Consider the following 13,618-nt stretch of genomic DNA (forward strand, 5'->3'; position numbering starts at 1 on the left):
TACGTCCGAAGACAAAGCAAAGGACACCGACTTTCATCATGCTCCCATTCGAAGAGGCCCTTACAGCAATGTAAGGGCTTTTTTACATCTTCAGAAAAACCCAAACATATTCCCGGAGCAAGCTCCGGTTCTACAATGAGAGCCTTGTGCTGCTCGAACATATCTAAGACAGCGACCTTCATCATGCTCCCAATCGAAGAAGCCCTTATTGCAATGTAAGGTTTTTTTACGCCTTCAGAATAACCGGATATGTTAGCAAGCTCTGGTCCTACAATGAGCGCAGCTTTCTGTTCAAACCGACACTAGGCTTCTTTCGAGTTCTGTTTTGTTCAAGTATATGGGGGGAAACTTATCTGAAAGAGGTGTTGAATTGAAGAGGGATCTTTAGAAGAAACTAGCGACGACTGCCGCTAGTTTGAAGCTTAGCTATTAATAACGCTGTTTCATCATTTTTGCTGAGCGTAAGAATAAGACTAAACCGATGGCGATGAAAAATAGGCTTAGGTAGAGTGGGCCGCGGTCAAAGGCATTGGGCAATGCTATGTTTGGATCTGAGGGGATATAAATAATTTCTACCTGTTCTCCAACCTTAGGAGGCACGAGGTAAGGCAACAGGTCGACTTGATATTGCTTGCCATTAGCAGCAGTGAATTCAACCTTGGGGATGTTATCGACAAATGATTCTTGCGTGGCTTCATCGACAAACGTTACCTGATTCACTTCGATCACATTGGCCATAGTGACCTCGCCGCCAAAGTGTATGCGAGCTGTTTTGGCGATGATAATGCCGGGTACTATGACTAAAAATAGTGACATCAACATGAGTAGCCGGGCTACATTTGACTGACTTCCGTAACCCGGAATAAAGCTCTTCATATCATCCATTAATTATTCTCCTAGATAAGACCCGTGATAAGTGCATAGCCCACCGCAATAAAAATGCTGATGGTAACAAGTGGCATAAAGTTCCATTTAGTGAAGCCCGGAATGAGAAGCGATTGCTGAGGCTTGTTCGGGTTATAACTGATCTCGAGCATTTCTTTTTCGGGAAATTGAGCTAGTAGCTCATCACTGGCCACCATTAATTTCATAATCATATCTGCGGCTGTGATTTGATTATTTTCATAATCAACGCGCTCGATATTGTAGCGATATTTGAGCAGGTCGCCCCCAATTAAGGATCGCCCTTCCCAATAACCGGCTTTCTTTACCGCTAAGCTATTGTATGTGATCATCGCCATTCGCTTCGGCCAGTGTTTGCTCTTCATGGCAATGAACATGAAGTACATAACAGGAATAAGTGCAATTAATCCTATGGCAATGAAAATCCAGCCTAAATATACCTTTTCCATAGTTTATCCATTCGTTAATATTGTCGCTATTGTACCTCAAGAACAGCTGCTTTACAGGCAGATAAAGTAGTTCAATGATCCTCAATCAAGGTCTTACGCTGTACACTGCCAAGGAAGATAAATGCTTAAAAATGTCGGTTTCATTTTAATCCTGCTCCCCAACTATGCTTGGGCTCTTTCTAGTGAACTCGAAAAATTGAGCCTTTGGTTTGAGGGGGAATATACGAACCTTAATCAAGCCGAATCGGATCCCAACTTTGAATCACTACAATATTTGGCGCGCCGTTTTTGGCATCAAAGGGGGGACGGCAGTTGGTTTTATACCGAGCAGATAAAAAACCAAAAGGGGGTATTGCCATATCAACAACGTATTTTACAGTTTATAGACCAGCCTAATGGCTCTATCCGTATGCACACCTACACCACACCTCAGCCAATTGATTTTACCGGCGCTTACTATCAGCCCAAGCTATTAAAAGCACTTACCTTGCAACAGCTCACGATGCAACAAGGCTGTGATATCGTGTTTAATTACATTGCTAATTTAGACCAATTTATTGGTATCACTGAAACCCATGAGTGTGAGCTGGATTTTCGCGGGGCAAGCCATCTGAAAATTTCTTATGCAATTGGCATCAACCAGTTTTTCCAGCAAGTTGCAGGATATACAGATAAAGAGCAACTGGTTTGGTCTACCTCTTCCCCTGGTTACCATTTTATAAAGAAGTAGTAAGTTAATAGTCATCAAGCTAGTGCTGGGAAGCTTTAGCATAGCTAAGTGTTTTGCTAGTATGTAATTGAAGTAATTTATGATTAGGTATTATGTGGAGTCGTTGCAATGAAAAACTATGATCAGATTTTCAATGATAGTTATGAACGGATCATGTATCGCGGCGATCAGGGTGATGCCTTCTTTAGCCAATTCTATCAATCTTTTAGCGGCTCATCGCCAGAGGTACAACAAATTCTGGCTAAGGTGGATCTGACTCGGCAAAAATTGATGATGCAACGTTCACTTTATATGGCCATGGACTTTGCTAGTTCGCGAATAGAAACTGAAACTATCAAAAAATATGCCGAAGTTCATGGTGCTCGAGGCCATGGCATACCGCTGCATTTATATGATATTTGGTTAGAAACGCTAATTAGCACGGTACGAGCTTTTGATCCTAAATGTGATCCTGATGTGGAATTAGCATGGCGTTTAGTGCTGATGCCACTGATACAATACATGACTGCTGAGCAGCACCGCATTTAAAAATATTGAAGTTAAAGGATGAACTTAATGCTTAAAACCGTGATGTTACTTGTTTTAGTCACTTTATCGGTGTTCAGCCATGTTCAGGCAGAAGCGAGTCGCTTACCCAGTGAGCAAGTTAAGTCTGTGGACATTCCTGCTAGCGTGAGCGAGCAGGTAAAAAACCAAGCTGACAAACTGGTGAAAGCGACCTTGAGTGAGGATTATGATGGCGTCATCGCACTCACTTATCCGCCCATTATTGCTAAAATTGGTGGCCCGAGCATGGCGGCCAAAATAGCTTATGAGGCGGTTCGTTTATTGAATGAACGCGGTGTGCGGATTGCTAATCTTACAGTCGGAGAGCCAATCAACTACCTTACATCTGATACCAAGCAATTGGTGGTGCTCAATGCTCAACTTGAGTTAACTAGTGAGCAGGGTAAGGTTAATACACAAAGTTTTTTACTTGCCCTTAAAGAGCCAAATCAAGACTGGCTATTTATTGACAATAACGCCTTGAAGAATGTCGATGAGCTGAAGGTATATTTTCCTGGATTACCTGATGATTTTAGCTTGCCGCAAAAGTCAGTAAAATTTACGCCGACTAATAATGATTAATAATGGGTAAGTATCTAATTGGTTGGGGGATTTTTTTATTCGCCATCTTTATTACCATCAAAATTCTGGATCCTGAGTACTTCGCTAGCCAGCGTTTAGCGCAAGCTATGGTCAATCTTGAGCAGGCCGAGTTGAGCCAAGATAACTCGCAGCAGGCGTATTATTATGGTCAAGCACTTAGCGAACTATCCAAATTGAAACGCCAGTTTGTGGGGACAGAGGTTTATCAGCGTATTTTTGTCGCTGATGAACTCAACTTAGGACTTATTCAAGCGCAATATAATCGTTTGTCAGAGCGCCCTTGGCAGGTAGCTGAGCCAAGTTATCTTAGCCAAGCCTTGTCCTTGATCGAAACCCTTCCTGATTATGCGCAACTGGCTCCTATGATAGCCTTGGCACCGGCGATAAAAAGAAACTCAACACTGAGCCATGACTTTATTGCACGATTACAACAAGGGTTAGATGAAAGCTCAGATATAAATTTACAATGCCAAGCCTATCAGTTACTTGCAGCAAGCAATAGCTCAGAAGCTAAACATCAGCACTTAGCAGCGGTGAGTCAGGTGCTCAGCCAGTCTGCTAATCAGCAGTTACAGCAAACCTGCATGGCGGCTTATTTTGATGTTGCTAGCCAAATGAGTTACTTACCCGATTTGCAGGCGCTTTCCCAAGGCTGGCAAATTCCTCTCGAGCAACTTCAGCTCTATTACACAAAAGCCTTAATTGAAAATGGCTTTTATAGCTTGGCGAAAAAGCAACAACAAGCCTTAGCAAAACCTTTGCAGCAAGCGGAAATGGAGTTGCTATTGCTAACTAAACAATGGCCTTCATTAGCTCAAGTACAGCGTAAAGAGCAAGCCTTATTGAACGTAGGGATAAGTCTGGTAAACCTAGAAGGGGATGAGCAGGGGAAGGCCCTATTAATGCAGCTAATTACGTTTTTATTTAGTCAAAATGAATTGGATTTTGCTGCGGGATTACGTTCAAGAATTAAAGCGCCGATGGATAAAGTGAGGTATCAGGCGCTTGAGTTAAATGCGCAAGATAGACTTAAGCCAAACGTGGAGCACTTGACTCGTTTGCCTCAAATTATTGCGTCTTTTCATCAGAATAAAGAAAAATTGCAAGGTCAGCTTGGCTTCCATGAAATCATGGATATTTGGTTAAACGAGCAAATCGCATTAAGTGAGCAAAGTGTGATGATGCAGGTTGCACAAGTTCTTTATCGCCACCATAAAGCAAATCCTGAGCTGGTACAGCCGTGGTTTGACGAGCTTGGCGAATATCCAGCTATTTCACTGGCTCAAACCGCCACAGACTTAACCGCTGCCAGCTCAGCAATTACCTCGGAAAATGCGATGGCTTTATTGCAGTTTATCAGTCAGGAACAAGCACCAAGCTTAGTGAAAGCTTGGCTTGCTCAGGTAACTGAGGAAGAGAAATTGGCTGGCTTGATTTGGTTAGCTAATCAAGCCAAGTAAGCACTATTGAACTAGATCGATCTTTCTTTTTTTACCGTCTTGATGTTGCTTTAAGCCATCCCAGCTAAACACTATCAAAGCAGCCCAAATAAAACCAAACGTGATTAATGATGGGGTACTTAAAGGCTCTTTATAAACGATGACCGCAAGAGCAAACATTAATGAAGGGCCTATGTATTGGAAAAAGCCCAGTGTTGATAGTTTTAGTCGAGTTGCAGCCCCCGCAAAAAACAATAACGGGATCGTGGTGATAGCACCCGCAGAAAGCAATAATATATTGAGGGTAAAGCTATTATTTGAAAACTCTGAGCTAGCCGAATTCGCAAAGAAAAACAAATAGGCAAAGGCAATGGGTAACAAGACCAAGGTTTCTAGTAGTAACCCCGTGATAGCGTCTACTTTAACCTTTTTTCGGATCAGTCCATAACAGCCAAAGCTAAATGCCAGCACTAATGCTATCCAAGGCAGAGAGCCAAAATGGAACAATTGAACCAACACAGCAATAAACGCTAACAATACAGCAATATATTGATTCTTCCGTAACCGCTCTTGCAGAAACAGCATGCCTAAAAATACATTCACAAGAGGATTGATAAAGTAGCCTAGACTGGCTTCTAACATACGCTCTTGGCCTACGGACCAAATAAAAACAAACCAATTAATACCGATTAAAATGGCACTTAATGTTAAATAGAGTAAGGTTTTTGGTGAGCTTAGAGCACTAATAAAGCGCCTGCCATAGCCAAACAATAGCACGATAAACAACAGCAAGATGCTCGACCAGATTACGCGATGGCTCAGAATTTCATACGCAGGAACCGAATCCAGCGCTTTAAAGTAAATCGGCGCAACGCCCCAAAAGGTATAAGCCGATAGGGCGAAAAATATCCCTTTTCGGGTTTCAATAAGTGATTCGTCTTGGTTCATGGTGTAATAGCTAGAGGGAATAGCTAACTAGTTTATCAGGAGTCATTCTAATAGGCTAAGAGAAATAGTAACCACTAGATATCGGTACGCACTAATTTAGCCCAGTAAAAGCCGTCAAATCCTGACTCGGAAGGGCTAATTGTTTGCTCTTCGAGTAATAAAAATTGCGGATTATTGGCTATAAAACGGGCCACTTGCTGTGCGTTCTCCTGCGGTAAGATTGAGCACGTTGCGTAGATCATAATGCCACTGACTTTAAGTAATTGGCTATAACGCTGCAAAATGTCTTGTTGTAGGGCCGTGAGGTGGGTAAGGCGCTCTGCGGTGTCGTGCCATTTGGCCATAGGCTTGCGTTTTAGTACACCTATACCTGAGCAAGGAACATCCAGCAGTAAGCGATCGGCGCTGAGTTTACGACGTTTAATGGTCTTTGAGCTTTCAATCAAGCGAGTTTCAATATTAAAGGCACCGGCACGTTTGGCTCTTAGCTGTAACTTATCCAGTTTCCATTGTTCAACATCCATGGCAACTAGGCGACCTTTACCTTTCATTAAGGCGGCCAGCTGTAAAGTCTTACCGCCGGTTCCTGCGCAGGTATCAAATACTGTCATGCCGGGCTCTACATCTAACATCGGAGCAATACTTTGTGAGCCAGCATCTTGTTGTTCAAACCAACCTAAACGAAATGCATCGGTATTAAATAGCGCTGCATTATTTTTAATGCGAATGGCGCTTTCGACTTCACTCACCGCTTCGGCCTTAATGCCTTGTTGTGATAAGTGGGTGAGTAATTCATCTCGGTTGGTTTTCAGAGTATTCACTCGAATAAAGCGCTCTGCACGCTGACTTAAAGCCGCCCGCTCATTTGGCCATTGCGCCCCAAGGGCTTCATCACAAAGTGCATCTAACCAAGTTGGGCAGCCTTGCCAAAGTAGAGGAGAGGCTTTGGCATCAGCGACTCGCCGAGCAAAGTTTGCTTCATCTAATATGGCGTCTTTATGCAAGATTGGTTGAGGATTGTTATCCAGTAAATGCCAAGCACATAACAGTTGGGTTGCGTGATGAGCCGCTTGCGTCAACTCGACATCGGCTAAAAAACAATACAAATTAAGTCGGCGTAAAATATCCCCAACAGCCAAAGTTACATTGGCTTTTTGCTCGGTAGTTAACGGTGTTTTTGCAAATACTTGGGCATAAACACGATCTGTTGCCGTGCGCTCAGACAGAACTCGTTCAAGTACTGCAACGACCATTTCAGATTGTAACACCGATAACACAGACATAATTTAGCTTCCTCTTTTTGGTTGCGCGATGATAGAAGGTGTACCCGCGGGGTGCAAGTGCCTTGCTGGCTATTTCGTGTCAATCGTGTGCATAAAAGCATCGAGTTAATATTTTGCTATGGCTATAATAGCCATTCGTTCGTTTTAGTTGGTTAGTTATGAAATCTCTGTTTACTTTGCTTTTTTTATCTCTATTCAGTGCATCCTTGTGGGCCAATATTTATCAGTTACCCACTGATGGCGGGCGCTTAATAGGGCAATTACAAACCCATACCGTGGTCAAAGGTGAAAACCTACATAGAATTGGTTTGCTCTATGGCGTTGGCTTATTGGAATTATTGGATGCCAACCCGACCGCGGATCCTTTTGTTCCCACCCCAGGCATGAAATTGATCATCCCAACCTTAATGTTATTACCCGAAGTGGAGTACAAAGGGATAGTCATTAACTTGCCTGAATTGCGCTTATACTTCTTCCACCCAAATGGTAAGGAAGTTACCGTATTTCCAATCGGCATTGGTCGTGTTGGCCGTGAAACGCCTATTATGACAACTAAGGTATCCAGTAAACGAGCAAATCCAACTTGGACTCCAACGCCAAAAACCAGAGCGGAATATGCAGCACGTGGCGAGCCTTTACCTGTTGTCGTCCCTGCGGGGCCAGAAAATCCCTTGGGTGAGTACGCCATGCGCTTGGCCTATGGTAACGGCGAGTATTTGATTCATGGCACTAACAAAGACTTCGGTATTGGCATGCGAGTGAGTGCGGGCTGTATTCGTTTAGAGCCGGCAAATATCGAATGGTTGTTTCATCAAGTTGAGCAAGGCGAACAAGTTCGCATAATAAACGAGCCGATTAAACAGTCGGTTGAGCCCAATGGCGACGTCATGGTTGAGGTTCACTCTCCACTCTCCAAATATGAAGATCAGCCAGCGCCTAAATTAACTATCACAGATTCGGTTCGCCAGTTTGTTATCGACAATAATGGCGATTTGAATACCTTAACGCATATTTTCAATACCATGAATGGCTTACCTAATTTAGTCGGACGAGCTTGGGAGCAACCCGCTGAAGAGGTCGTGGATTTCGAGCTGTAACCGGTTGGCGGTATTTCCGTTATTCCAAAAGGCATAGTGCTACGCGCTGTGCCTTTTTTGTTCCAATAAAGGAATGAGTAAAAAATACGGCATACAGTTAAGGCGTAAAACGGCCAATAAATGGGACAAGTTGGTTAGATAAAGGTGTTATTGAGAGGGGATTGAACTTCTAGAGAGGATATCAGCTAGCACCGAGGTGCTAGCTGGTAACAAAACGATTACTTCTTGTAAGTATTCGCGATGTTGTCGATACGATCGTTTGCACGCATAGCTTCGCTGCTTGCGTCCATTGCAGCTGCTTTCGCGTCAGCAACGTCGTTTGCTAGCGACATTTGTTGATCTTTTAGTGAGCTAACTTCAGTTGTTAGTTGGTCAACTTTGCTGCTTAGTTCAGCAACGTTTTGCTCTAGAGCAGTGTTAGAACAGCCAGCTAGAGTTAAAGTCATAGCAGCACCAGCAAGGATCATTAGATTGCGTTTCATTGTATATCTCCAAAATAAGGGGGTGGCTTAAAATACAGCATACACATTATGGCATAACTGATTTAAGTTGTTGCAATAATTAATTAAATTTAGACATTCAGCAAGTTTTTTTTCGTATTTTTGAAAAAAATATTGTTACCTTGCTCACAATGCATCAGTTTAATGCTAGACGCATTTAGTATTATAGTAGCGATATTCATGAATATCATGCTGTTATCGTTTTTTTCAACCATTAATTAAAAACTTAGTGTGCTATTTACGGCGTAAAATTTCCTCGAACGGGGTTGATTTTCTGCTTAATAAGTGTACTTCTCGCTGTTTTTGGCCTCGTTATTTGTAGAGCACAAGTATGAAAATTAGCCATTGCCGACATGGCGATCTGATTTTTGCTTTTTGCTGCTTTTAATTCCTGTCCCGATGTGGATACTTTGACCTCACTTTTTTAAAAAAATGAGATTTTTCGAGTTCGTTATGCAAACAAATAATCAGAAACTGGGGTTGATGTTAAGTACAGCTGTTGGAGCTGTGTTAATTGCCCTAGGCGCCCTTATTATCTTTTATGTGTTACCCAGTGCCCTTGCCATCATTTCGATGCCAGCGAAAGTGCCATTTATGAATGAGATGTTCAATTGGCTAATGGCGGGCTCGGAGCAGTTATCTAATCAGATCAACATCGAGTTTTATCAGATCTTCCAAGCTTGTATAAAAGTGGTGGTCGTGGTGGTGTTTATCTATGCCTGTGTAAAACTAGTGGCGTTAGGCGCGATCATTATAAAAGAGGGGGTCGGCTTGATCCGTGAAGCGATCAAAGCACTAAGTCCACCAGAAGATAAGTAATTCACTAGATATCAAGATGAAACAAGGCCGTTAGCACAAGCGCTAGTGGCCAAGTTGCAACAGCAAGGCAATCAGCGTGTACATTATTTAGATTGGGGCGAACTGGGACTGACAGGATGCCAATGGCATCCCGATTTAAAAGATCATCAGCACATGGCGCAGCAAATCATTAACCTGATAGACCAAATCCAACCTTGGGCTAAGTGAGTTAGCCCTCGCACTCTGTTGCTAAGCCAAGTAAAATTACGCCAGTTTAAAGCTTAGCGTAATTAGGTACGGCTGAGCATAATGGGTAACGGGGTTAACGTGCAAAAAGTAGATGTGATTATTATCGGTGCGGGTGCCGCAGGGCTAATGTGCGCTGCCACGGCGGGCTATCGCGGCAAACAAGTACTGGTGCTAGATAATGCAAAAAAAGCTGGCCGTAAGATCCTGATCAGTGGTGGCGGTAAATGCAATTTTACTAATCTTAAAGTCGAGCCGCGTCATTACCTTTGTCAAAATCCTCATTTTGTTAAATCGGCCTTAGCGCGCTATCCCTCACAGCAATTTATTGAATTGATTGAACGTCACGGTGTTGATTACGAAGAGCGTAAGCACGGTCAGCTCTTTGCCCTCAATTCGGCTAAAGATATTTTGGATGTGCTGTTAACCGAATGTGATTGGGCCGGGGTGGAGATTCGATTAAAAACCGAAATCAACGCCATCGAAAAGGCCGAAACAGGCTTTGTACTGCAAACCAGTTCCGGCACATTACACTGTGATTCATTAGTCGTCGCCACGGGCGGCTTGTCTATGCCCAAGCTTGGGGCAACTCCGTTTGGTTACCAAATTGCTAAGCAGTTCGGCCTTAACGTACTGCCAACTTGCGCAGGTCTTGTGCCGTTTACTTGGCATCAAACGGAAAAGAACTTATTTGAGCCATTGTCGGGAATCAGTATGCCTGTGGCTGTGCGCTCGGTATCGGGGGCAGAATTTAAAGAAGACATGCTACTGACTCATCGTGGTTTATCGGGTCCCGTGATGCTGCAAATTTCATCTTATTGGCAACCCGGTGAGCCTATTTATATCAATTTGCTACCTGAGCTAGACGTAGAGCAAGCATTGAATACCTTGCGCGAGCAGCAGCCGAAATTAAGCTTGAAAAATGCACTCAGTCGCTTGCTGGTCAAACGTTTTGTTGAAGCTTGGCTGACTCACCAAAAGTTTCAAGATTGCCCGCTGAATCAAATTAGCCACAGTGAATGGGGGCGATTAATTCAAGGCTTATGCTGTTGGCCGTTAGTGATGAATGGCACCGAAGGCTATCGCACCGCTGAGGTGACTTTAGGCGGGGTCGATACCAATGAATTATCCTCCAAAGACATGTCGGCGAAAAAAGTGCCCGGTCTCTTTTTTATTGGCGAGGTGATGGACGTGACCGGTTGGCTCGGCGGCTTTAATTTCCAGTGGGCGTGGGCTTCTGCCGTGGCTTGTGGAACGAGTGAAAGTTTGTAATAGAGAACAATGGTTGCCTTATTTCTGGGCCATCAAGGCAATTCCTGTAGCGAGCGCTAGCCCTGCTGCCGCTCGTTTATCTGCTTAGGCACAAGGCAAGATCACGACAAATATATTGGTATTGTTCGTTCTCGTTTTTAACCTTAGGGTGCCGCCATGTATTGTTACTATATCCTGACAGATTGACATCCCGAGCCCCGCGCCATCGCCTGTCTCCGTGTGGCCGCGATAAAAGGGTTCAAACATACGTTCGCGAGTTGCTGCCGGGATCTCTGAGCCCGAATCACAAAATTGAATCTGCACTTGATTGTGTTGTGGCTCCAGCGATATTTGTATCTCGCTTCCGATTCCAGAGTAACGGATCGCGTTATCAATTAAATTTCTAAATAGCACCTCAAGCAGCATTTTGTTGCCCTGAATGCTAGCATCTTGCGCGTTAAGGCTGATTTCTTGCTTTTGTTTCAAGGCTAACGGTACTAAATCGGCGATTACGGATTGCAGTAAAGGGGCAAGCTCTACTTTGGCAAAATGATGTTCGTTAACCCCTTCCACTTTGGCGAGCGTCAGCAGTTGATTGATCAGCCGGTTGGTGCGCTCTATGCCTTTTAGTGAATGGGTTAGATCGCTGCGCAGCTGCTCTGGAGAATGGCCCTCAATGGCACTTTGTAGCGCATTTTCAATATCTAAACGTAAGATAGTTAAAGGCGTTTTTAGCTCATGAGCCGCAGCGCGGGTGAAGCGTTTTTCCCTCTGCCATGCCATTTCAAGTTTTTCTAGTAAGTTATTAAGCGCCTGCACCAGAGGCTCTAGCTCTGTCGTGCTGTCTTTCACATATATACGCTCTAAGCGATTGGCGCTGCGTTGCTTGATGGCTACTCGAAGCTCATCAATGGGGCGAAAGTATTTATCAATGAGCCAAAATAGAACCAATACTAAAGTAGGCAGCAGTAGCAACAGTTCGATTGAGGTAGAAAAAGCAATCTCATCAATTAATTCTTGTCGCACATTTTGTTTTTCTGCTACCACTATGTAATAAGAGCTGGCCGATTCCTCAGGGAGAGCGAGCTGAAAGGTGCGCCAAGCGCCATCTGCTCGCTCAATATTGTGATAGCCATGGCTTTCTTTACTTAAAGATAAGGCGGATAGCTGTGGTAGAGAGCTCCACAAGAGCTGCCCATTCTGATACAACTGAAAAATTAAATGTTGTTCGTAGGGGTGACCAAATTGGGTGGCGGTGTCATCTTCGTCACCCGCTAGCAGTTTTATATGCTGCATCCATTGAGTAAACAATTGGCGCTGTTCTTCGAGGGAACTATGTTTGGTCAAGGAAGCGGCAGTCACAAGCATCAATTTTGCAGATTGACCAAGTCGAGCATCATAGACTTCGCCAATTTCATGCTTGGCAAATTCAATACTGCCGTAAAGGGAAATTAGTAATAACAGGCTAACGATAATGCCAACCGACCAAGTCAGTTGACGTTTTATTGAATAAGGTGGTTTATTTTTCAAGGTAATAGCCCACGCCGCGGATATTTTTTATTTCCAGCCCAGCGGCTTTTTTACGAATATTGTGAATATGAACTTCGATGGCATTATCACTGGCGCCTTCATCCCAGCCATGAATGGATTGCTGTAATTGTTCTTTACTGCGCACGCGACCAGCGTGTGTCATCAGATCAATTAAGATCTTTAGCTCATTACGGGTAAGTCTTAATGGCGTTTGCTGATAAGCAATCTTTTGCTCAGCTAAAGATAAGGTTAACGGACCTAGCTCGATGATTTCATCGGCACTGCCTGATTGGCGTCGAATAATCACCCTGAGCCGAGCCAATAATTCTTCAAGTGCAAAAGGTTTACCTAGGTAATCATCGGCACCACTGTCTAGGCCTTGCACCCTATCTTGAATATCATCGCGGGCCGTTAATATCATCACTGGTAGCTGAAATCGATTTTTTCGGATCTGCCTTAATACCTCTAGTCCGTCTGTATCGGGTAGGGTGAGATCTAAGATCACCGCAGCAAAGGTTTCGGTTTTCAATGCCGCAGTGACACCTAAGCCGAGTTCGAGCCAATCCACGGTATAACCATGGCGCGTTAATGACGTGACTATGGATTGCCCCAGCAATTTGTCATCTTCTACCAGTAATAAGCGCATGGGTTATTTTATCTTTCCTAAGGTGGCTTGAATTTCTTGTTTTCGGCCTTGGTCGGCTAAGGCGCGATTTGGTCGTGCGGGCGCTTGCAGTGCTCGGGTTAAATATACCTTGGCCTCGCTGGTACGCCCTTCTTCTACTAGATAGTCGCCATAAAAATAATTGGCGTCAATGCCCGTTGGATTAATCTGCAAGGCGTGCTTTAACATTTGCTCTGCTTTGTCATCATCCCCAAAACCGATTGGCCAGCCCGGTACCTTGTAATACAACGAGCCTAAACTGGTATAGGCTGAACCTTCTAGGGTGCTAGGGGCACTCGCTATCACTTGTTCTAACAAGGCTTTGGCTTCTTCAGCAAGGGATAGGGCTCCTAATCCACCTCTGGCTCCCGCGAGTGAGGCTTTATTGATTGCTAGCCAAACTGTCAGTTCAGGATCATTAGGCGCACTGGTTAAATAACGCTGATTAGTTGCAATGTTTTTGCTAAAGCAGAAGGTTTTTTCATCACCCTCTTTGGTGTTGTATTGGCATTGTGCCCATTGTGCTTGGATCTGTTGCAATGGTGTTGTTTCTGCCAATACCGAGCTGGTGGCTAAGGCGCTGCAAAGACTAAGTGAGCAAAAGAGTAATTTAGATTTCATGGCATTATTC

The 13,618-nt window shown here is 43.9% G+C and carries 16 protein-coding genes; 8 read left to right on the forward strand and 8 right to left on the reverse strand.

Going from position 1 to position 13,618, the window contains the following annotated elements:
- Positions 1-429: 429 nt before the first annotated feature.
- Entirely contained in the window at positions 430-885 is a 456-nt protein-coding gene (locus ACK8OT_RS06985; RefSeq protein WP_410195779.1) for a DUF3592 domain-containing protein, read from the reverse strand.
- Between the two features lie 11 nt (positions 886-896).
- On the reverse strand, positions 897-1,352 hold the full coding sequence (locus ACK8OT_RS06990; RefSeq protein ID WP_410195780.1) for a DUF3592 domain-containing protein: 456 nt from the start codon (positions 1,350-1,352) through the stop codon (positions 897-899).
- A 121-nt stretch (positions 1,353-1,473) separates the two neighbouring features.
- Between ACK8OT_RS06990 and ACK8OT_RS06995 the strand changes: the two genes are divergently transcribed.
- From ACK8OT_RS06995 to ACK8OT_RS07010, 4 genes are all read left to right on the forward strand, one after another.
- Entirely contained in the window at positions 1,474-2,082 is a 609-nt protein-coding gene (locus ACK8OT_RS06995; protein WP_410195781.1) for a chromophore lyase CpcT/CpeT, read from the forward strand.
- 108 nt (positions 2,083-2,190) lie between these two features.
- Complete coding sequence (locus ACK8OT_RS07000) at positions 2,191-2,610, forward strand: globin family protein (RefSeq protein ID WP_410195782.1); 420 nt, start codon at positions 2,191-2,193, stop codon at positions 2,608-2,610.
- A gap of 27 nt (positions 2,611-2,637) precedes the next feature.
- Positions 2,638-3,210, forward strand: a complete 573-nt coding sequence (locus ACK8OT_RS07005; RefSeq protein ID WP_410195783.1) for a hypothetical protein — start codon at positions 2,638-2,640, stop codon at positions 3,208-3,210.
- Positions 3,211-3,212: 2 nt separating this feature from the next.
- A complete protein-coding gene (locus tag ACK8OT_RS07010; protein WP_410195784.1) occupies positions 3,213-4,691 on the forward strand; it encodes a hypothetical protein in 1,479 nt (492 codons plus the stop codon).
- Between the two features lie 3 nt (positions 4,692-4,694).
- Here the strand turns inward: ACK8OT_RS07010 and rarD are convergent, their stop codons facing one another.
- Together rarD and ACK8OT_RS07020 are read right to left on the reverse strand one after the other, a co-directional pair.
- Positions 4,695-5,618, reverse strand: a complete 924-nt coding sequence (gene rarD, locus ACK8OT_RS07015) for an EamA family transporter RarD (protein WP_410195785.1) — start codon at positions 5,616-5,618, stop codon at positions 4,695-4,697.
- 74 nt (positions 5,619-5,692) lie between these two features.
- On the reverse strand, positions 5,693-6,901 hold the full coding sequence (locus ACK8OT_RS07020) for an RsmB/NOP family class I SAM-dependent RNA methyltransferase (RefSeq protein ID WP_410195786.1): 1,209 nt from the start codon (positions 6,899-6,901) through the stop codon (positions 5,693-5,695).
- Positions 6,902-7,059: 158 nt separating this feature from the next.
- On the opposite strand from ACK8OT_RS07020, the gene ACK8OT_RS07025 reads away from it, so the two are divergent.
- Positions 7,060-7,998 carry a L,D-transpeptidase family protein gene (locus ACK8OT_RS07025; protein ID WP_410195787.1) on the forward strand — a complete coding sequence of 313 codons (939 nt, stop codon included), beginning with the start codon at positions 7,060-7,062 and terminating at the stop codon, positions 7,996-7,998.
- A gap of 218 nt (positions 7,999-8,216) precedes the next feature.
- Here ACK8OT_RS07025 and ACK8OT_RS07030 read toward each other — a convergent pair whose 3' ends face one another.
- Positions 8,217-8,480: an Lpp/OprI family alanine-zipper lipoprotein gene (locus ACK8OT_RS07030; RefSeq protein WP_233072794.1), complete on the reverse strand. Its 264-nt coding sequence runs from the start codon at positions 8,478-8,480 to the stop codon at positions 8,217-8,219.
- 471 nt (positions 8,481-8,951) lie between these two features.
- Here ACK8OT_RS07030 and ACK8OT_RS07035 point away from each other — a divergent pair, with 471 nt between their 5' ends.
- The 3 genes from ACK8OT_RS07035 (at position 8,952) to ACK8OT_RS07045 (ending at position 10,814) form a co-directional block, all read left to right on the forward strand.
- A complete protein-coding gene (locus ACK8OT_RS07035) occupies positions 8,952-9,317 on the forward strand; it encodes a hypothetical protein (protein WP_410195788.1) in 366 nt (121 codons plus the stop codon).
- Positions 9,318-9,362: 45 nt separating this feature from the next.
- Entirely contained in the window at positions 9,363-9,524 is a 162-nt protein-coding gene (locus ACK8OT_RS07040) for an SGNH/GDSL hydrolase family protein (protein WP_410195789.1), read from the forward strand.
- Between the two features lie 99 nt (positions 9,525-9,623).
- Positions 9,624-10,814 (forward strand): BaiN/RdsA family NAD(P)/FAD-dependent oxidoreductase, encoded by a 1,191-nt coding sequence (locus ACK8OT_RS07045; RefSeq protein WP_410195790.1) that lies wholly within the window; start codon positions 9,624-9,626, stop codon positions 10,812-10,814.
- Between the two features lie 84 nt (positions 10,815-10,898).
- Here the strand turns inward: ACK8OT_RS07045 and ACK8OT_RS07050 are convergent, their stop codons facing one another.
- Genes ACK8OT_RS07050 through ACK8OT_RS07060 form a run of 3 tightly spaced genes read right to left on the reverse strand, consistent with a single transcriptional unit; the run spans position 10,899 to position 13,608 of the window.
- Positions 10,899-12,323: a sensor histidine kinase gene (locus tag ACK8OT_RS07050; RefSeq protein ID WP_410195791.1), complete on the reverse strand. Its 1,425-nt coding sequence runs from the start codon at positions 12,321-12,323 to the stop codon at positions 10,899-10,901.
- Complete coding sequence (locus ACK8OT_RS07055; RefSeq protein WP_410195792.1) at positions 12,313-12,969, reverse strand: response regulator; 657 nt, start codon at positions 12,967-12,969, stop codon at positions 12,313-12,315. Before ACK8OT_RS07055 ends, ACK8OT_RS07050 begins: the two co-directional genes overlap by 11 nt.
- Positions 12,970-12,972: 3 nt before the next feature.
- Complete coding sequence (locus ACK8OT_RS07060; protein ID WP_410195793.1) at positions 12,973-13,608, reverse strand: tetratricopeptide repeat protein; 636 nt, start codon at positions 13,606-13,608, stop codon at positions 12,973-12,975.
- Between the last annotated feature and the right edge of the window lie 10 nt (positions 13,609-13,618).

The organism is Motilimonas thetidivivens (genome assembly GCF_046452435.1).
In the GTDB taxonomy this organism is placed as follows: domain Bacteria; phylum Pseudomonadota; class Gammaproteobacteria; order Enterobacterales; family CBDFNC01; genus Motilimonas.